This is a genomic window from Paenibacillus barengoltzii G22, assembly GCF_000403375.2.
Taxonomy (GTDB): domain Bacteria; phylum Bacillota; class Bacilli; order Paenibacillales; family Paenibacillaceae; genus Fontibacillus; species Fontibacillus barengoltzii.
In genome coordinates this window covers 36,169-54,353 of the sequence record NZ_KE159654.1, presented here as the reverse complement: position 1 = coordinate 54,353, position 18,185 = coordinate 36,169, and the positions used below count along the sequence as shown (strand labels likewise).

At 54.7% G+C, this 18,185-nt stretch carries 17 protein-coding genes; 11 read left to right on the top strand and 6 right to left on the bottom strand.

Features of this window, described 5'->3' with window-relative positions; genetic code table 11:
- Window positions 1-23 precede the first annotated feature (23 nt).
- The 5 genes from rnhA to folE all read left to right on the top strand — a co-directional run bounded on the left by rnhA (window position 24) and on the right by folE (window position 3,743).
- A complete protein-coding gene (gene rnhA / locus C812_RS15255) occupies window positions 24-464 on the top strand; it encodes a ribonuclease HI (RefSeq protein WP_016313548.1) in 441 nt (146 codons plus the stop codon).
- Window positions 465-515: 51 nt separating this feature from the next.
- Window positions 516-1,706: a tRNA epoxyqueuosine(34) reductase QueG gene (queG, locus tag C812_RS15250; protein WP_016313547.1), complete on the top strand. Its 1,191-nt coding sequence runs from the start codon at window positions 516-518 to the stop codon at window positions 1,704-1,706.
- 27 nt (window positions 1,707-1,733) lie between these two features.
- Window positions 1,734-2,768, top strand: a complete 1,035-nt coding sequence (locus C812_RS15245; protein ID WP_016313546.1) for an HD-GYP domain-containing protein — start codon at window positions 1,734-1,736, stop codon at window positions 2,766-2,768.
- Window positions 2,769-2,864: 96 nt separating this feature from the next.
- The gene (locus C812_RS15240) at window positions 2,865-3,107 is read left to right on the top strand and encodes a YneF family protein (RefSeq protein ID WP_016313545.1); all 243 of its coding nucleotides are present in this window, start codon (window positions 2,865-2,867) and stop codon (window positions 3,105-3,107) included.
- A 42-nt stretch (window positions 3,108-3,149) separates the two neighbouring features.
- Window positions 3,150-3,743 (top strand): GTP cyclohydrolase I FolE, encoded by a 594-nt coding sequence (gene folE, locus C812_RS15235; protein ID WP_016313544.1) that lies wholly within the window; start codon window positions 3,150-3,152, stop codon window positions 3,741-3,743.
- 74 nt (window positions 3,744-3,817) lie between these two features.
- Here the strand turns inward: folE and C812_RS15230 are convergent, their stop codons facing one another.
- Window positions 3,818-5,242 (bottom strand): Fe-Mn family superoxide dismutase, encoded by a 1,425-nt coding sequence (locus tag C812_RS15230; RefSeq protein WP_016313543.1) that lies wholly within the window; start codon window positions 5,240-5,242, stop codon window positions 3,818-3,820.
- A gap of 68 nt (window positions 5,243-5,310) precedes the next feature.
- On the bottom strand, window positions 5,311-6,342 hold the full coding sequence (locus tag C812_RS15225) for an alpha/beta hydrolase (protein WP_016313542.1): 1,032 nt from the start codon (window positions 6,340-6,342) through the stop codon (window positions 5,311-5,313).
- A 239-nt stretch (window positions 6,343-6,581) separates the two neighbouring features.
- Here C812_RS15225 and C812_RS15220 point away from each other — a divergent pair, with 239 nt between their 5' ends.
- Window positions 6,582-7,322: an IclR family transcriptional regulator gene (locus tag C812_RS15220; RefSeq protein ID WP_016313541.1), complete on the top strand. Its 741-nt coding sequence runs from the start codon at window positions 6,582-6,584 to the stop codon at window positions 7,320-7,322.
- 143 nt (window positions 7,323-7,465) lie between these two features.
- On the opposite strand, the gene C812_RS15215 is transcribed toward C812_RS15220, so the two are convergent.
- Genes C812_RS15215 through C812_RS15205 form a run of 3 tightly spaced genes read right to left on the bottom strand, consistent with a single transcriptional unit; the run spans window position 7,466 to window position 10,624 of the window.
- Entirely contained in the window at window positions 7,466-9,082 is a 1,617-nt protein-coding gene (locus C812_RS15215; protein ID WP_016313540.1) for an alpha/beta hydrolase family protein, read from the bottom strand.
- Between the two features lie 45 nt (window positions 9,083-9,127).
- Window positions 9,128-10,231 (bottom strand): DUF1648 domain-containing protein, encoded by a 1,104-nt coding sequence (locus C812_RS15210; RefSeq protein ID WP_016313539.1) that lies wholly within the window; start codon window positions 10,229-10,231, stop codon window positions 9,128-9,130.
- A 6-nt stretch (window positions 10,232-10,237) separates the two neighbouring features.
- A complete protein-coding gene (locus C812_RS15205; protein ID WP_016313538.1) occupies window positions 10,238-10,624 on the bottom strand; it encodes a GntR family transcriptional regulator in 387 nt (128 codons plus the stop codon).
- Window positions 10,625-10,768: 144 nt separating this feature from the next.
- Between C812_RS15205 and C812_RS21590 the strand changes: the two genes are divergently transcribed.
- Window positions 10,769-11,641, top strand: coding sequence for a GNAT family N-acetyltransferase (locus C812_RS21590; protein ID WP_016313537.1), 873 nt, complete (start codon window positions 10,769-10,771; stop codon window positions 11,639-11,641).
- Window positions 11,642-11,695: 54 nt separating this feature from the next.
- Here C812_RS21590 and acnA read toward each other — a convergent pair whose 3' ends face one another.
- Window positions 11,696-14,413 (bottom strand): aconitate hydratase AcnA, encoded by a 2,718-nt coding sequence (gene acnA, locus C812_RS15195; protein ID WP_016313536.1) that lies wholly within the window; start codon window positions 14,411-14,413, stop codon window positions 11,696-11,698.
- 235 nt (window positions 14,414-14,648) lie between these two features.
- On the opposite strand from acnA, the gene C812_RS15190 reads away from it, so the two are divergent.
- The 4 genes from C812_RS15190 to uvsE are packed head-to-tail and all read left to right on the top strand — an operon-like array spanning window position 14,649 to window position 18,179.
- Window positions 14,649-15,653, top strand: coding sequence for an amidase domain-containing protein (locus C812_RS15190; RefSeq protein WP_016313535.1), 1,005 nt, complete (start codon window positions 14,649-14,651; stop codon window positions 15,651-15,653).
- Between the two features lie 56 nt (window positions 15,654-15,709).
- Entirely contained in the window at window positions 15,710-16,804 is a 1,095-nt protein-coding gene (locus tag C812_RS15185; RefSeq protein WP_016313534.1) for a D-alanine--D-alanine ligase, read from the top strand.
- Window positions 16,805-16,857: 53 nt separating this feature from the next.
- Entirely contained in the window at window positions 16,858-17,181 is a 324-nt protein-coding gene (locus C812_RS15180; RefSeq protein ID WP_016313533.1) for a hypothetical protein, read from the top strand.
- Window positions 17,178-18,179, top strand: coding sequence for a UV DNA damage repair endonuclease UvsE (gene uvsE, locus C812_RS15175; RefSeq protein ID WP_016313532.1), 1,002 nt, complete (start codon window positions 17,178-17,180; stop codon window positions 18,177-18,179). Before C812_RS15180 ends, uvsE begins: the two co-directional genes overlap by 4 nt.
- Window positions 18,180-18,185: the final 6 nt, after the last annotated feature.

The window sequence follows — 18,185 nt, the reverse complement described above, 5'->3', positions numbered from 1 at the left end:
CCGTTAGTTTGGGAGGATGAACAGTGAAGGAAGTGACGATTTATACGGACGGAGCTTGCTCCGGAAATCCCGGTCCTGGGGGATGGGGCGCGGTGCTGATGTTTAACGGGCATCGGAAGGACCTGTCCGGCGGCGAAAAAATGACCACCAACAACCGCATGGAAATCCAGGCGGTCATTTCGGCGCTGAGTCAATTAAAGGAGCCTTGTCATGTGAAGGTCTACAGCGACTCCGCTTATGTGGTGAACTGCTTTCAGCAGAACTGGATTCGCGGCTGGCTAAAGAACGGTTGGAAGAACAGCAAGAACCAGCCTGTCGAGAACCGCGATCTTTGGGAGGAACTGTGGCGGCTCATGGGCATTCACAAGGTGGAGTACATCAAAGTTAAGGGACACAGCGACAACGAGCTGAACAATTATTGCGACCAGTTAGCAAGGGAAGCGATTAAACGTTTATCTTCTTAAAAATACAACAGACAGCCTTTACGGCAACATGAACAGGAAGGAGGGAGACATATGTCTATGGCGGAAACCGGCGCAACGCGTTTACCGGAAGGAGGCAACCGCTGGGCGCAGCTGAAGCGGGAGATACAGGAGGCCTCAACGGAGCTGGGGATCGACGATATCGGCTTTGCCAGCGCGGATCCGTTCTTGTCGCTGAAGGCGATTTTGCAGGACCGGCGGGATAAAGGCTATGAATCTGGCTTTGAGGAGCCGGATCTGGACAAGCGGGTGTATCCGGAATTATCGCTTACGGAGCCGGCTTCATTAATATCCATCGCGGTCGCCTATCCGTCGAAGATGGAGAATCCCCCGAAGTCATCGCCCGGCGAGCGGCGAGGCATCCTAGCCCGCTCCGCATGGGGGCGGGACTACCATCAGGTGCTTCGCGAGGCGATGGCGAAGCTGGAAGCCTTCATCCGCGAGCGCGTCCCCGAAGCGCGGATCGAGAGCATGGTCGACACCGGCGCCCTGGTGGACCGGGCGGTGGCGGATCGTGCAGGGATCGGCTTTAAGGGGAAAAACTGCGCGATCATCTCCCCCAAGTGGGGCTCGTGGATTTACCTCGGCGAGCTGATCACCAATATTCCGTTTCCTCCCGACACCCCGGTCGAGGAGGATTGCGGTGAGTGCACCAAATGCATCGACGCGTGCCCGACGGGAGCGTTAGTGGGTCCCGGGGAGTTGAACGCACAGCGGTGCATTTCTTTTTTGACGCAAAAGAAAGGCTTTCTGGACGAGGAATTTATGGTGAAGATGGGCAACCGCCTTTATGGTTGTGATACTTGCCAGATTGTCTGCCCGAAAAATAAAGGCAAGTTCTGGAATCATCGGCCGGAGTTGGCCCCTGATCCCGAAACGGTTAAGCCGCTGTTACTCCCCTTGCTGGACTTAAGTAACCGTGAGTTTAAAGAACGTTTTGGTGACAGCGCTGCAGCTTGGCGGGGCAAAAAACCGATCCAACGCAACGCGGTCATCGCGCTGGGCAACTTCAAAGATTCGGCGTCCGTGCCGAAATTAATAGATATACTGCTTCATGACCCGCGGCCAGAGCTAAGAGGAACTGCAGCTTGGGCGCTGAGCCGAATCGGCGGCAAGGAGGCCGAGGAAGCGATCGACCGGGCGCTTGACGCCGAGCAGGAGGAAGAAGTGCGGGTTCGGCTTCAGACAGCCAAGCAGAAGCTGCAGGCTTCCAACGGGGACTGATATCCAGCAAGGGGGATAACATAAAATATGCGTTTCATCAGTATCGAGGATATCGAACCGGGGCAATATTTAGGTAAAACGGTGTATTCCGCCAACGGCACCGTGTTATTGTCGGCAGGGGTTCAGCTTACGGTTTTTATGATTAACACGCTTAAGCGGATCGGTGTGACCATGCTATACATTAAAGATCCGGACTTCGATGATATCGAAATCGAAGATGTGCTCAGCGAGGCGACCAAGCAGGCGATGTTCCGGGAAATGTCCGAGACGCTGCAGGCGATTCGTTCCGGCAAGGATTGGAGCACACGCAAAATCAACGCCAGCGTGGATTTCCTGTTAACCGACGTGTTGAATAACAAAGAGGTTCTGTTACAGCTCACCGACATTCGGACAGCGGACAATGCCGCTTATATCCATGCGGTGAACGTCAGCTTGATCGCCTCGATGATTGGACTGAACTTGGGGCTCGGGTACTCCCAGCTCAAGGATTTGGCGATTGGCGCGCTGCTGCACGATATCGGCAAATCCGTGCCGTTGCCGGAAGGCGCCAACGCCAAGGACCCGAAGCACCATCACACCTGGAGAGGCTATGAACTGCTTCGCCACAAACGCGAATTTAATCTGTTGATTGCCCATACGGCACTGCAACATCATGAACGGCCGGACGGCAAAGGAATCCCGCGGGGGATATCCGGGGATGAAATTCATCTGTTTCCACGCATCGTCGCTGTTGCGAACATGTACGATAATTTGGTCAGCGGTGCAAGCAAGGACGGGCGGGTCTTGCTGCCGCATGAGGCTTGCGAGCATTTGATGGCCTGCTCGGAACAGGAGTTGGATCACGAGGTGCTGGTGGAGTTTATGCGCATTATCTCCGTGTACCCGAACGGGACTTCGGTTCGTCTTGGGACGAAGGAGACCGGCGTGGTGGTCCGACAGCACCGGGGATTACCAGGCCGACCGGTGATTCGGATCGTACGCGGAACCGGCGATGAGCTGGACGTGAGTGAGATTGACCTCGCCACAGAGACAACGTTGTTTATTGAGGCAGTTTTGGCGTGAATCCTTGAATCACGTGAGGCTGGATGCTATGATATTTGGAGTGTGCAAGCCTTACAAGCTAAGGTAACACGATTATTATTCAGGGGTGGCTGAAACATGGATATCGTTATTCCAATTATTACTTTAATCGTCGGTCTGGTTGGCGGTTTTGTGATCGGGGTCTTTTATCTCCGCAGACAGTTAACGAAAATGCAAAACGACCCGCAAATGCTGCAAAAAATGGCGAAGCAAATGGGGTATAACCTGAACAGCAAGCAAATGCAGCGCGCGCAGCAGATGATGAAGAATCAAGGTGGCCCATTGCCGGGGGCGGGACGGCCGACGAAGAAGAGAAAATAAAGTAACGTTTCGCCATACTCTATGAAAGGAGGGGCGCTGAAGATGTCCGGATTGAAAGATTACGTTAATACACAGGTAGGCGATCATCGGGAGCAAATCGAATATCATGTTCGGGAAATCCTGAAGCTGATCGGGGAAGACGTGGAACGCGAAGGGCTGATCGAAACACCGGCCCGGGTGACGCGGATGTATGAAGAGATTTTTGCCGGGTATGAAGTCGATCCTCGGGATGTGCTGGGAGTTACCTTCGAAGAAAACCATGAAGAGCTTGTCATTGTAAAGGACATCGTCTATTACAGTCAATGCGAGCATCATATGGCGCCTTTCTTCGGCAAAGCCCATATCGGATATATTCCAAGCGGTCGAATCGCCGGGCTCAGCAAGCTGGCCCGTTTGGTAGAAGCAGTAACCCGACGCCTGCAGGTGCAGGAGCGGATTACTTCGCAAATTGCCGACATCATGGAAGAAGTGCTGCAGCCCAAAGGCGTCATGGTTGTCGTGGAGGGCGAGCATCTGTGCATGTGCTCCCGCGGCGTCAAGAAGCCCGGCAGCAAAACCGTGACCTCGGCCGTACGCGGAAGCTTCCGTAAGGATGCGGCTTCCCGGGCGGAGTTCCTTTCGCTCATAAAGGAATAGTCTTTATTAAAGACCTTTGGTTTCGAGGATAAGCCTCGGGAACCAGAGGTCTTTTAGCGCCAAATGGCAGCCGATTAAAACGGCTGCCATTTTAGTTTTTTCGCGGCTTCGTAGCGTTTGGTAACGGCGGGCCAATAGACGACGTTCCACCAATCTTTGATGTAGTTGGCGCGTGCGTTTTGATGCTTCAGGTAATAGGCATGCTCCCAAACGTCCAGCGGAAGCAGTGGAATGACGTCCCATTGCGACAGGTTCTGATGCTTCTCTGCTGTGAGAATTTCCAGCCGGTGAGCGCGCGGGCTCCACACCAGGATGGCCCAGCCGCCGCCTTCGACTTTGGCTGCGGCTTCAGAGAACTGCTTGTGGAACGCGTCGTAGCTGCCAAAATCGCGTTTGATCTGCTCCAGCAGCTCGCCTTGCGGTTTGCCGCCGCCCTTCGGATTCATAATGTCCCAGAAAATCGTATGCAGATAATGCCCCGCGCCGTTAAAGGCAAGCTCCCGCTCCCAATGCTTCACTAAATCAAAATTGCCGGATTTCCGTGCGTCCTGCAGCTTAAGCTCCGCTTTGTTCAAATCGTCCACATACGTTTTATGATGCTTGTCGTGATGAATGCGCATCGTTTGTTCATCTATATAGGGTTCCAGCGCATTGTAAGGATAAGGCAGCGGGGGGAGGGTATGTCCGCCAATCGGGACAGAACGTTCCGGTACGCGCGCCGTGGTCGTTTCCGTGTTGTCATCAGCGCTTGGTTCTTGGCGAAGGCTGAGTTCATCCTGTTCCTGTTCTTCCTGTTTATGTTCTTGCTCAGCTTCCACTTCAAGGCTGGCTTCGGAGATGTCGGCTGTTTCTATGCCATCTGGCTCTTCGGGCGGGTTTGCCACCTCAGAGGTTTCGAATCTGTTCAACTCATCGGTGATGGCAGGGGATGCATCGTCCGTCAGTTCCGGATGCTCAGACGTGGGGGGGGCCGCCAGCTCCTGAGCCTCTTCTTCACGATAGAATGGCTGCGCTCCAGCCGCGTGATAAGGATCGGGATACGGTGGCGCTGCGGCCATGCTGCCGGCGATTTCTCCCGGCCGATTTAGCCGCTCAAGCACCTCAAGGAAATACGCTGATTCCCGGATGATGTGCAGCAGCACCACGGGCGCCAACGGCACCGATTTCACGGCTGCGCTGTGCTTCAACATGTATTCTAGGTGCCGGATAAATTCCTGCGACTGCTGACATGAGGCCCGCAGAAGCCGTTCCGTCTGGCGGATGACCTCATGACTCGTAGCGGCATGGGGCGTGGCCAAGGCGTATTGCAGCAGCTTGTCAGCGGCGGCCTCCGTCCTTTCAAAAATCGGCTTCCATTCCTCCAGCAGCTTCACGTAATCGGCTTCCAGGCTGGGAACGATCGCCTGAATCACTTCCGTATGCTCGGCTTCTTGCTGCTTCCAGAAACGGATTTCCTCTAATATGCGTACAGGCAAAAAAGGCCCGTATACGAACAACATTCGGCCTACCTCCTCGGGGATAAGAAATACATTACTACTAACTTATTGGTGAGGAGGGTTGGATTATGCTATTCGGATACGGACCCGGTTTGAATATTCGTTTTTTGCGATGCGAGCTTGATCTGGCCCAGGAACAGCGACACCTTGCGCAGATACTCCTTAGGATGCTCGCGAAAAATCAACTCATGATGCGCACCGTCTACAATCCATACGCCGGAAGTGGGGTTCGTTTGGTTCTCCGCGAGTTTCTCGGCGATCGGGTAAGGCGCTTTCTCATCCTCTGTACCGTGGATAAACAGGATCGGAAAAGGATAATCCTCCGATTTGACCTGGCTATATGGAATTTGCCGCAGGCTGGTACCGTTGAGCACTGGAAGCAGCATGCCGATAATCTCCAGCGACGGATGGCGCGGCAGATCGATATGCTGGCGGATGTTGTGGTACATCGTATCCGGCTCCAACAGGAACGTACTGTCGAGGATCATGCCGTCGATATCCGGGTTTTTGAGACCAGCTTGCAGCGCGGTACCGGCTCCCATGGAGAAACCCCAGACGATGATCTCTTGGCTTCCCAATTGTTTGGCCACCTGAATCGCTCCGAGCAGCTGTTGGGCTTCCTTTTTGCCGCCGGTGGCGACCTCCTTGCTGTTTTGTGCGGCAAAGCCGTAATCAAACATCAGGACATTAAAATTCAGACGATGGGCAAAATTGGCCAGATCATACATCGGAATCCAATACTCTTCTCGGTTGGCCCCGTACCCATGGCTGAATACGATCGTTCTGTCGGAATGTTCCGCTGGAATATACCATCCTTGCATCATTCGGCTCCCGTCAGCCGCAGGGAAGGTGATGTTCTGGTAATCCAAGTTAATAGACAGCTTCGGATTGGAATAAAGCGGCGCTACTTTGGGGTTAGAGAGCACCCAGGCGATATAGCCGTGCAGCGAGATGAAGCAGAAGAAGAAGAAGAACAGCACGGATAGTAAGAGGGCAATAATAATGTTTTTGATGCTAATTCGCCGAGCAGTCGCCGTGGGAACATCGCCGGAAACGTACGCCGAAGGAGGCAAGGGAAGATCATTTCGACCGGTGTGGCTCATACGCTTCCCCTCCCATTACTAGATGATATGATTAAATTTTGGACTGTTTACCATATTAGAAAACGCTTTTAATGTTGGGGAATCGAAGAAAATGTCGAAATAACACGATTCTCCTGAATTTAATCGTAAGTCGATCCCCAGTGAATGTCAATGGAAGGTGTTTCATTGACGGAAATTCGCTTCTTTCATATAATTTATGTAACCGAGTTTCATATGGTGAAACCTAAGGAGGATGCCGGATGGAAGACCGGAAGCTGACAGTGCGCGCAGTCGAGCGGGCGTTGGATATACTGGGATGCTTCACCAAAGCAAGCGATTTGGGGCTGACGGAGATCGCTGCCGAAATTGGCCTCCATAAAAGCACGGTCCATCGCTTGTTGACCACATTGGAGGATCGGGGTTATGTAATCCGCGATCCTGCTACGGAGAAGTATCGACTCGGCTTGAAGATTTGGGAGCTGTCGACCCATATGTCCCACAGCGACGATCCCGCGGTGCTGCTGCTGCCGCAGATGGAGCGGCTGCGCGACCGCCTTGGCGAGACGGTCAGCCTCTATTTACGTGACGGCATCGAGCGGATACGGATTCAGGCGGTGCAGAGCAACCAGGCCATCCGCCGGGTGGCGCCGGTCGGGGCGCGGCTGCCGCTGTATGTGGGCGCGTCCAGCAAGGTGCTTGTCGCCTACTCGGGCGACGAAGTGCTCCAGGCGGTGCTGGACAGCCCGGACTGGCCGCCGACGATCGATAAGGCGGCCTATGTGGCGCAGCTGGAGGATATCCGCAAGATCGGATATGCCACCAGCTACGAGGAGCGGGAGCCCGGGGCGTCGGCGGTGTCCGCGCCGATTTTTGACCGGACAGGGAAGCTTGCCGCCGCCCTGTCCGTGTCGGGGCCGGTCAGCCGCTTGACGCTGCAGCGGCTGGAGGAGTACGGGCCGATCCTGGTGGAGGCGGCCCGGGAGATGGGCATGCTGATGTAGGCGCGCCTGGCGGCAGCCGCGGATCAGCATGCAGTGCACGGCAAAAACGCCTGCGCAGGGAGGGACCCTTGCGCAGGCGTTTTTATTATGGCCTTATTGGTGAGCTCACTAGACGCCGTGGCAGTCAGCAAGCATCACGTGCCTTATTTGATTCCCAGAACCCAAGCGGCGATATCGTCGATGATCTCCTTGGAGACGTTGGACGGCTGGGCGTATTCGGCGCCGATCGAAAGGCCATCCACCTTAGCCAGCAGGTGGTTGACCTGCGGGTAAGACTTAAACGTGACGTCGTTGCGGTTTTGCAGGGCGGTTTTCCAGCCTTCAAATTGCTTCATCGTCACTTGCCAATCGTTCTCGCCTTGCAGGATCAGCATCGGAACGGATTGCTGTTTGGCGAGCTCGGTCGGCACGTAATTCTTCTGCTCGAACCACCAGTAAGCCGGTTGGGCCGGGAATTGCTCCGGCATATGATCTACCGTATACTGCGGGTCGTTAACCATCGCAGCGATGGACGTATACACCGCAGCTTGCTGCTCATACGGTGCTGAGTCCAACCCCAGCTGCTTGACGCGGCTGACGAGCCCGGCTTGCTGCTCCGCCAACAGATCGGCGAACTTGCCGCTTGGCCCGGACAGCAGAATCGTCCCGGCGATGTCGCCGCTGGTATCGCCTGCGATGATCAGCGGCATCGCATAACCGCCTTGGCTGTGGCCCGCAACGAAGATGCGCGAGGCATCGATTTCCGGTGTCTGTTTCAATAACGCCACCGCTTTCAGGGCATCGTCAACCGTCTCTTTTTTCAGCGTAAACTTTGGATCGGCGGCGACTTTGAAGGTATGCTCATAGGTCACTTTGTCGTACCGCAGGACGGCGATGCCTTGCGCAGCCAGGCCCACCGCCAGGTCACGGAATGGCTTGCCGCCGCCAATCGTCTCATCCCGGTCGTTAGTTCCGGAGCCGTGCACCAGCACGACAGCTGGGAACGGACCTTTGCCCGCAGGCAGCGTTAGGGTGCCCGGTAAGGCCATGGCGCCTTCCCCAACGGTGACTTCCCGCTCGGTATAAGCGGAGGGGTCTTCGTAGGCCGGCTTCTGGTAGGCCGATTCGGCTGCAGCGGCGATATACATATCGTCGATTTCACCAGCGGCATTCAGCCGCAGCGTTAAGTTCACAGGAACGGCACTTGTCTGAAAGACGTACGTCACGTTGCGGTGGACGGAATTGATCGATACGTTCTTGGTTGGTGTGCCAACCGCTTTACCGAACAGGGTTTCATAATTGGCCCAGAGCTGATTCAGCAGGGGAGCCGGAAGGTAAGCCGAAGCAGAGGCGCTTACATATTTCGCCGCTTCGGTACCGTTCCCGGCAAGCAACGCGTTCAGGAACAAGTCGGCGGTGTCCGTCACTCCCGCATCGGCGGTTTCATTTTTCCCAAACACCCCGGTCAGCCATTTGGCATCCACCAGCGCTCGGCCTTGTGTGATGCGTACAGGCGCTTCCAAAACAACACGTTTGCCATCCACCAACGCTTCTGACGAACCAAGGGTCAGCTCCAGCTTATGGCCGTCCTTGGTGATGATGATGCTGTGGCTGCTAGGCACCCAATCCACTTGCGCGCCAAACCCCTCGGCTGCCTCCCGTACAGGGATGAGTGCGGTGGCGCTTTGCTGAGAAGCCATTGCGGATACCGGCGGAAGTGCCAGACTTAAGGTGAGTGCAGCAGCGGTGGCATGCTTGAACAGTTGGGATCGCTTCGTCATTTCAAATTCCTCCTTAATGATTCAAATAAGTACCATTTATTTCGCCTATTTCGCCAGCCAGGCAGACCAGAAGATAACGACCAGAATGCCCAGCAGGGTAAGCCACGATATCGGATTTGCGAAGTTCATCGTCCAGCCGATTCCCGTTCTTTTCTCCACAAATAGAGTGGGGTCCTGCGGATTAAAATAAATGGCGCCCAGCTTCCAGTAACGGTCATCCTGAACCGGAGCGGTACCTCCATGGCCGAGGATACGCCCGCGCCCAATCCGGCTGCCGCCTTGACCCGTCGTAAAGCTCAGTACTATAGCAAACAACACAATCAATACAGGGACAGCCAGGCTCACCAGCATGATGACGCCGTTATCCATGGGACGAATCATGTTGACTTGAATGAACGAAAACATCAGGATCAACGCCAAGGACGAGGCTACCGTAAAGACGGACCATCTCCGGCGGAACGCGGCATTTTGACGGAGCGAGCGCTCTGGATCGGAGGCTTGGAGCTGTTGCTTGCTGTGATGGATCGACCAATTCACAAACCAGAACAGTAACGTTAAGATGACCTGCATCACGTTAGGAAACAGTACGACGCGGTAGGATTTGGCTGCACTGCTGACCACTTGACCCGAAAAATCAAACTTCATCGCCACCGTATCAGGGATAGACGCATATTGGCTTAGAGTCAGAGCTGCGCTTACGACAATGATGACAGCGTGGATCAGGAACCACTTGCCCGATAACGTCAGCCTTTGGCGGCGAAACCCGGTGTCCACCGCAATCACGGCAGGAGAGGACGGAGCAGCGGGCAGGGACGGGCGGAGTTTCTTCATCCGGAAGTAAAACGTTAGATAAAGTCCCGTGGAGATTACAAGGACAGCCCCGAGATAAATGGCAAACAGGACGCCCTGCTCATTGCCATCCATGTTCCACAGGCTGACGAAGCAGGCAATCAGCAGGAGCGAGTAGATAGTTGCGCTGATGGAGGCGTACAGCCTGCGCAGCCGCCGCACCGGTTCGCTCCAGTATTGCTCCTCGCTCACGGATACGCCAAAGCTGACCGTCTCCCGAGTCAAATAAGGCATCAAGGCTAAGAACACCAGCAAGGGCAAAAATATCAACAATAAGAGAAACGTAGATAGCAGGTGCATATCGTTCTACTCCTTTCGAGAAATCTCTTGATGGATTTCCTCTACGATCCGAAGCAATTCTTCCTTCTCCATCCCGCGGCAGATCGCTTCGGCCACGATGGGACGCAGCTCGCGCCGCTGCTTCTCGCGGAATTCCGGCGTAATCGGCGGCATGGCCACCGGATCGACGACAACGCCCTTTTGGCGGTGGACTTGGATATAACCTTCCTGCTTCAGAATCGTGTAGGCTTTGTTGACCGTGTGCAGGTTAACGCCGATATCGGAAGCCAAGCTGCGTACGGACGGCAACGGTTCGCCCAGTTGAAGCCGTCCGCTGGCAATTCCTTCGATAATTTGATTGACCAGTTGTGTGTAAATCGGGACGTCCGATTGTAAATCCAACTGAATGATCACGGACAGGCATCTCCTTTTTGTTCTAACTGTTATACATTAAATATAACAGATAGTTTATATGATGTAAAGTAGGAGGAGTACATGAATTGACGGGGATATGAAATCATGATTAGATTATCCTTACCATGAATGGGGGAGTTAGAGGTGGCGGATTATTTACTTACTCAATTAACGAACTTCTCTCCTGAAGCTCTCGATCCGATCCGCGAGTTGGAGCAGATTTGCCGTGAGACAGATGGAACTGATCTTCGCATTGGCTTAGACAATTTGACAGCAGATAGCAGCGACCGCGTCTATCTTTATCAGACCGAGGGGCGCTTGATCGGATACTTCAGCTGGTATTCCGTAGATGGGATCGAGGCGAACATCAGCGCGATGGTGCATCCTAAGCGGCGTCGCCAAGGAGTATTTCGAGCTTTGCTGGAGGCGGCGGCAAAGGATATGCGCGAGCAGGGGATTCAATCCTGTCGATTTAAAGTTCCGGCGGATTCGGATGCCGGTCAACATACCATGGAGCATCTTAGCGCCAAGTTCGACAAATCGCAGTACGCAATGGAGTTTCAAGCATTACATCGTGAGGAGCTCAGAAATCCGAACCTCGTGATCCGCCCGGAAACGCTGGAGGATTTCGGTTTTATGGTACGCTGCTCCACTCAAGCCTTTGGCGATTCGGAGGAGTGGACGCTTCGCTATTTCGGGAATACCCGGGAGCCTAATCGGCATGCGTACATTGGCTTTGACGGGGCGGAGCGGGTCGGTATGATCCGGGTGAAGCTTCTGGGGAGCGATACGGCGGTGATCCATGATTTTTGCGTGTCGCCGGACATCCAAGGGCGCGGGTATGGACGGGACATACTGATGCAAACCGTGCGACTGCTGCTTTCGGAAGGACGAACGCGGATTCGCTTAAGCGTCATTACGGAAAATCGCAATGCGCTGGAGCTCTACCGCAGAACAGGCTTTGGGATCGTGTCGAAATCGGATTACTACATTTGCAATCTAGAGGCATGGCGATAAGAAAAAAAAGAGTTCCCTTCACGGCAACTGAAGGGAACTCTTTTTCATGTTGATTTACGCGTTTGCTGCGATCATCTGACGCAACACGGTTTGCAGGATACCGCCGTTGTGATAGTAATCCACATCGACCATGCTGTCGAGGCGGGCAATCACGTTGAACTGGAACGTGCTGCCGTCCTGACGGGTTGCCGTTACCGTTAATTCTTGGCCCGGCTTCACGTCATTGCTCAGGCCTTCGATATCAAACGTTTCGGTGCCGTCGATGCCAAGCGTTTTCCAGCTTAAACCTTCCTTAAATTGCAGCGGCAGAACGCCCATGCCCACCAGGTTGCTGCGATGGATGCGTTCGAAGCTCTCTGCGATAACCGCTTTAACGCCCAACAGGTACGTGCCTTTCGCTGCCCAGTCACGGGAGCTTCCGGTACCGTATTCTTTGCCGGCAATCACGACGAGGTTTTTGCCTTCGGCTTGATATTTCATCGAAGCGTCGTAGATCGACATCACTTCGTCTGTTGGCAGGTATTTCGTTACGCCGCCTTCTGTCCCCGGTGCCACTTGGTTGCGGATGCGGATGTTCGCGAACGTACCGCGCATCATCACCTCATGGTTACCGCGGCGGGACCCGTAGGAGTTGAAGTCCTTGCGTTCAACGCCATGCTCGGTCAAATATTTGCCGGCCGGGCTGCTTGGTGAAATGTTACCTGCTGGTGAGATATGGTCAGTCGTTACCGAATCGCCGAGCAGAGCCAACACGCGTGCGCCGCGAATGTCCGCGATGTCGGACAAGCCTTCGCCAATCTTCTCGAAGAACGGTGGATTTTGGATATACGTCGATTTCTCATCCCATTCGTACAGCTCGCCTTGTGGAACCGGGATGGAATTCCAACGTTCATTCTGCGTGAAGACATTCTCGTATTTGCTGCGGAACATTTCCGGACTCATCGATTGACCGATCGCTTCCTTAATTTCTTGGGAAGTAGGCCAGATGTCCTTCAGGTAAACCGGTTGATTGTCGCGGTCGTAGCCGATCGGATCGTTCTGCAGGTCGATATTTACCGTACCTGCGAGCGCATAAGCAACGACCAACGGCGGAGAAGCCAGGTAGTTCGCCTTCACTTGCGCATGGACGCGGCCTTCAAAGTTCCGGTTCCCCGAGAGCACGGCCGCAACGGTCAGATCGTTATCGGCGATCGCCGCGCTGACTTCGTCCGGCAACGGACCGGAGTTCCCGATACAGGTTGCGCATCCGTAACCGGCAACGTGGAAGCCCAGCGCTTCGAGCGGCTCGATTAAGCCGGCTTTTTGCAGATACTCCGTTACCACGAGGGAGCCCGGCGTCAAGCTGCTCTTCACATAACCCGGCTTGGTCAGACCGCGTTCAACGGCTTTCTTCGCCAGCAGGCCGGCGCCGACCATAACGCTTGGATTGGAGGTATTCGTACAGCTCGTAATCGCCGCGATCACGACAGCACCGGTCTTCAGTTCGCTCGTCGAACCGTCCGGATGCTTCACCGGTACGCTCTGTTCGATCTTCTCTTCAGTCAGGCCGTAACCGCCTTTCTCAACCGGCGTGCGGATGATCGAGTTGAAGCTCTCTTTCATGGCGGTCAGCTCGATGCGGTCCTGCGGACGCTTCGGTCCAGCCAAGCTTGGGACAACGGAGCCAAGATCCAGCTCGATCAGATCGGTAAATACCGGATCCGGGGTATCGTCCGTGCGGAACATGCCTTGGGCTTTGTAATAAGCTTCAACCAGCGCAATTTGCTCTTCGGAGCGGCCGGTGCTGCGCAGATAAGCGAGCGTTTCCTTGTCTACCGGGAAGTAACCAATCGTTGCACCGTATTCCGGGGCCATGTTTGCCACGGTTGCGCGATCGGCAAGGCTGATGTTGGTCAGGCCTGGACCGTAGAATTCTACGAATTTGCCGACAACGCCTTTCTTCCGCAGCATTTGCGTAACGGTCAGTGCCAAGTCGGTTGCCGTAGCGCCCTCAGCCAGACTTCCCGTGAGTTTAAACCCGATAACCTCTGGAGCGACAAAATAGAGCGGTTGCCCCAGCATACCCGCTTCGGCCTCGATCCCGCCAACGCCCCAGCCAACGACGCCAAGACCGTTGATCATCGTCGTATGGGAGTCGGTACCTACGAGGGAATCTGGATAAACAAACGTTTCGCCGTTTACGTTCTTCGTAGCGGCTACAGATGCCAGATACTCCAGGTTAACCTGGTGAACGATCCCGGTAGCCGGAGGTACGGCGCGGAAGTTATTGAAAGCGGTTTGCGCCCAGCGCAGGAAGCGATAACGTTCTTCATTGCGCTCGAACTCTACCTTCATGTTGTACTCGAGCGCATCTGGAGAACCAAATGCGTCGACCATGACCGAGTGGTCGATGACGAGGTCAACCGGCACAAGCGGGTTGATCTGTTTTGGATCTCCGCCGGCTTTCTTCACGGTGTCGCGCATCGCAGCGAGGTCAACGACAACCGGTACACCGGTGAAATCTTGCAACACAATACGAGCGGGGATAAAAGGAATCTCTTTATTCTCATCGCGGCCCTCGCTCCAACCGGCGATTTGCTTCACGTGTTCTTGGGTGATCGCTCTTCCGTCATATTGGCGGACAGCGGCTTCAAGCAATACTTTAATGGAGAACGGAAGTCTGGAAATCTTGCCCAGACCTTGCTGTTCAAGAGCCTGCAGGTCATAGTAACGGTAGCTCTTGCCGCCGACCTCCAACGTGCGGGCAGCGGAGAAAAAATCGTTCGCTGACATGAATGAACCTCCTTGATTCGTAGTTTCACTAGATGAAACATTATTTCAAAAATTCCTGACTTAAGTATACCTTTCCTGCCGTGGGGAGTAAAGTACTTTTTGTACCTGATTCTGGCTCGTTTGGGCTTTAGCGGTGCGGTTGAATAGGCTTTCAAGCCTAGCGCGGCGAGGTGCAGAACATACTCCCTCCCAGGCATTCATATAATGGCTAATAGTGAAAAGGAGGCGTGGACGTATGGCGGAGGAATGGAAGAAGACGTTATCGGTTTATGTAAACGAACAGAACCAGGACGAAGTGGACTATCGCACGCCTAGCGGGGGCACGGTCGTAACCGATGTGGATTATCTCATGCGGCGGGGAGAGCGGAAGCGCAGACTGGAGAGCTGGTATCGTCTGCGGGGCGCCTCGCCGCTGCGCTGCGAGACCCGAGCCAAGCTGGTGCGTGAGATCGAGAAGCGTGAGGGCGAGATTGAGGTCGATCTGCAGTTGTCCCGCAAAATCTACTATGAAAAAGGCGGAGCCCGCCATCAGGAGGAGCGAATCGAAAAGCAGCGCCTCACCTTGGCGCGCGACGGTTCCGGCTGGATCGTGAGCAAGGTGGAACAGCCGGTGCCTGAGCGGCATCCGGTGATGGTGCTCCCTGATCATAATGAAGCAGAAGCGGCGGGGCGGAAGGGAGCTGTGCCGCGGCCTTTTTTGAACTATGAGGTTCTCGGGGGAGGAGGCTCACGCAGCATCGCATACCGTCGTGAGGAAGCCGTGTTATACGCGGATCGGTGGTGGGACAGCTTTAATCCTGAATTCGCCGCGTTTGAGGTGGATTGCACGAACTATATCTCCCAGTGCCTCTTTGCAGGCGGAGCCCCAATAAACTATACTGGAAAAAGAGAATCGGGCTGGTGGTACAAAGGTTATGTCGGTGGACGGGAGCTGTGGAGCTACAGCTGGTCAGTGGCCAATGCGTTAGCGCGCTATCTCGGCCAGAGCCGAACCGGACTTCGCGCCGAACAGCTCGAGCGTCCGGAGCAACTCCAGCTGGGCGATGTAATCGCCTATGACTGGGACGGCAACGGCATGTTTCAACACAATACGATCGTGACCGCGTTCGACGCTGGCGGCATGCCGCTGGTTAACGCCCATACGACACCAAGCAAGCACCGTTATTGGGATTACCGGGATTCCTATGCCTGGACCGAAAAGACAGTGTATCGTTTTTATCATATCGCGGACCGCTTCTAGAGATGAATTCAGTGAAGGTTCATTGAATTACCTAATATGAAGGAAAGAGGTTGCTCATGGGACAGGACAGAATAACCGTAGGCCTTATCTACGGGGGTAAATCAGGAGAGCATGAGGTTTCGCTGCAGACGGCCTTCGCCGTATCTAAGGCGTTTAATTTTGACAAGTACGAGTTGCTTCCTTTTTATATTGATAAGCAGGGCAAATGGAAGGTAGGCGAGAAGCTGCACGCGCCGTTTGCTGCACTGGAAGAGCTGAAGCTGGAAGAGAGCAAAGGCGATACGGCTGCTGCGATGGGGCTGTTGTTCAGCAAGCTTTCGACGGGCCAATCGGAAATTGACGTCGTGTTCCCGCTGCTGCACGGCACCAACGGTGAAGACGGCACGATTCAAGGGCTGTTCGAAATGGCAGATCTGCCTTACGTTGGAGCGGGCGTGCTGGCTTCCGCGGCCGGGATGGATAAGGTCATCATGAAGAAGTTGTTCGCCGAAGCCGGACTTGAGCAATGTGCGTACTGCTATTTCACTGCATCTGAATGGGAGCGTTCAAGCCATACGCTGATCCAGAGCATCGAGGAGAAGCTGGGTTATCCGTGCTTTGTCAAACCAGCCAATCTTGGCTCCAGCGTAGGGATCTCCAAAGCGCGCAACCGTGAAGAGCTGCTGTCCTCCGTGGCGCTGGCCTTCCGTTATGATCTGAAAGTGATCGTCGAGGAGTTTGTCGATGCTCGCGAAGTGGAGGTTGGGGTGCTTGGCAACGATGAGCCGCTGGCCTCTGTACCCGGAGAAATCGTCTCCTCCAGCGAATATTACGATTATCAAGCCAAATATTTGGATGGAAAATCGCAAATGCTGATTCCTGCGCCGATCGATACCGAGTTGGCTGATCGCATCCGGGAACTGGCGGTTAAGGCGTTTAAAGCGATTGCCGGCAGCGGGCTGTGCCGGGCTGATTTTTTTGTGCGGAAGTCAGATCACAAAATTTGGATTAACGAAGTGAACACCATGCCGGGCTTCACGCCGTTTAGCATGTATCCGCTCCTGTGGCGCGAAACCGGAGTAGCTTATGAGGTGTTGCTGGATCGCTTGATCGAGCTGGCGCTGGAGCGCTACGAAGCCCGGCAGGCGCTGGAATTCGAAAGCGGCATTTAGTCTGCGGCGGCGATAGCCGCCCGGACAGCCGGCTGAGAAAGGAAGAGATAACAGTGGGATTTCAAACGGAATTTAACTCAGTTTGTAAATTCAAGAAAGAGCAGGAGCTGTACGAGCTGTTAGAATACGGCAAGGGTAAAATGCTCAAAGAAGGGCTGCGCGTGTTCCCGACAGGTCAGAAAGTCATCGCGTATTCGCCGGATAACAAGGCGGTGGCGATCGTGAAGATCACCGCTTGTGTTGCTGAGATTAACTTCAATGGAGAGGAAGTTACTTCGGTTGAGCTGGAGTTGATCCGTCCGCTGACGGAGGAGGAGTCTGCCGTGCAGACCGCTCTGGCGCACGAAATGTTCTTCGGAGATCCGGACCGGAAATGATCGTGCGCTTCGGTTATGTGGCGATGTCCACCGTAATCGCCAACGCGTCGCCTTCCAAGACGATGACGTTAAAGACGTTTAACGGAATTGCGGATCGTGAGGCAGCGATCCGTAGACTGGAGACGATTGCGGAGGAGAACCTGCATAACACACTGCGCCTGCTTCGGCATAACGTCGGCAACGATATTCAGGTGTACCGCTTCTCTTCGAAGCTGATTCCTCTGGCGACGCATGAGTCGCTGTCTGACTGGAATCCTTACGAAGCGCTGCGCGAGCCATTTGCCGCCGTGGGGAAATATGTCAAGGAGCACGGCCTTCGGGTGTCTTTTCACCCGGACCATTTTACGGTACTGAGTACACCGCGGCCTGAGGTGCTGAAATCCTCGATCCGCGATCTGTATCATCATGTTGCGATGTTTGATGCGATGGGCCTGGATGCCCGGGCGAAGAACAATATCCATGTTGGCGGCGCCTACGGGGACAAGCTGTCTGCAGGAGCCCGGTTCCGCGAGAATGTCACGGGACTTCCGGAACGCATCAAGCAGCGGTTGACGTTCGAAAACGATGACAAGACGTTTAACGCTCGCGAGACGCTGGAGCTGTGCGAAGCGCTGGGGGTTCCGATGGTGCTGGATATTCACCACCATTGGGTGAACAATGAAGGCGAAAGCCCGGCGGAGCTGTGGCCGCGAATTCTGGCGACATGGCAAACGCCGTATGCGCAGGCCGATTCGCCGGCTGACGATCCGCTGCCGCCGAAGATCCATGCGTCCAGTCCGAAGAGCGCCAGCGATCCGCGTGGGCACGCCGATCACGTCATCGTTCTGCCGCTGCTTGAGTTTCTGCGCAGCATCGCTCCGATCACCGATCGGGTGGACGTGATGCTGGAGGCGAAGCTTAAGGACGGGGCGCTATTTGCGTTAATGGAGGATTTGGCGCGATACCGGGAGGAAGGCGTGGAGATTTTGGATGGAGCAAGCGTGCGCATCCAGCCGTAATTTTCG

Coding starts and splice junctions, on each gene's coding strand:
- queG (WP_016313547.1), top strand. CDS start 516: ATGTCTATGGCGGAAACCGGCGCAACGCGTTTACCGGAAGGAGGCAAC.
- C812_RS15245 (WP_016313546.1), top strand. CDS start 1,734: ATGCGTTTCATCAGTATCGAGGATATCGAACCGGGGCAATATTTAGGT.
- C812_RS15240 (WP_016313545.1), top strand. CDS start 2,865: ATGGATATCGTTATTCCAATTATTACTTTAATCGTCGGTCTGGTTGGC.
- folE (WP_016313544.1), top strand. CDS start 3,150: ATGTCCGGATTGAAAGATTACGTTAATACACAGGTAGGCGATCATCGG.
- C812_RS15230 (WP_016313543.1), bottom strand. CDS start 5,242: ATGTTGTTCGTATACGGGCCTTTTTTGCCTGTACGCATATTAGAGGAA.
- C812_RS15225 (WP_016313542.1), bottom strand. CDS start 6,342: ATGAGCCACACCGGTCGAAATGATCTTCCCTTGCCTCCTTCGGCGTAC.
- C812_RS15220 (WP_016313541.1), top strand. CDS start 6,582: ATGGAAGACCGGAAGCTGACAGTGCGCGCAGTCGAGCGGGCGTTGGAT.
- C812_RS15215 (WP_016313540.1), bottom strand. CDS start 9,082: ATGACGAAGCGATCCCAACTGTTCAAGCATGCCACCGCTGCTGCACTC.
- C812_RS15210 (WP_016313539.1), bottom strand. CDS start 10,231: ATGCACCTGCTATCTACGTTTCTCTTATTGTTGATATTTTTGCCCTTG.
- acnA (WP_016313536.1), bottom strand. CDS start 14,413: ATGTCAGCGAACGATTTTTTCTCCGCTGCCCGCACGTTGGAGGTCGGC.
- C812_RS15190 (WP_016313535.1), top strand. CDS start 14,649: ATGGCGGAGGAATGGAAGAAGACGTTATCGGTTTATGTAAACGAACAG.
- C812_RS15185 (WP_016313534.1), top strand. CDS start 15,710: ATGGGACAGGACAGAATAACCGTAGGCCTTATCTACGGGGGTAAATCA.
- uvsE (WP_016313532.1), top strand. CDS start 17,178: ATGATCGTGCGCTTCGGTTATGTGGCGATGTCCACCGTAATCGCCAAC.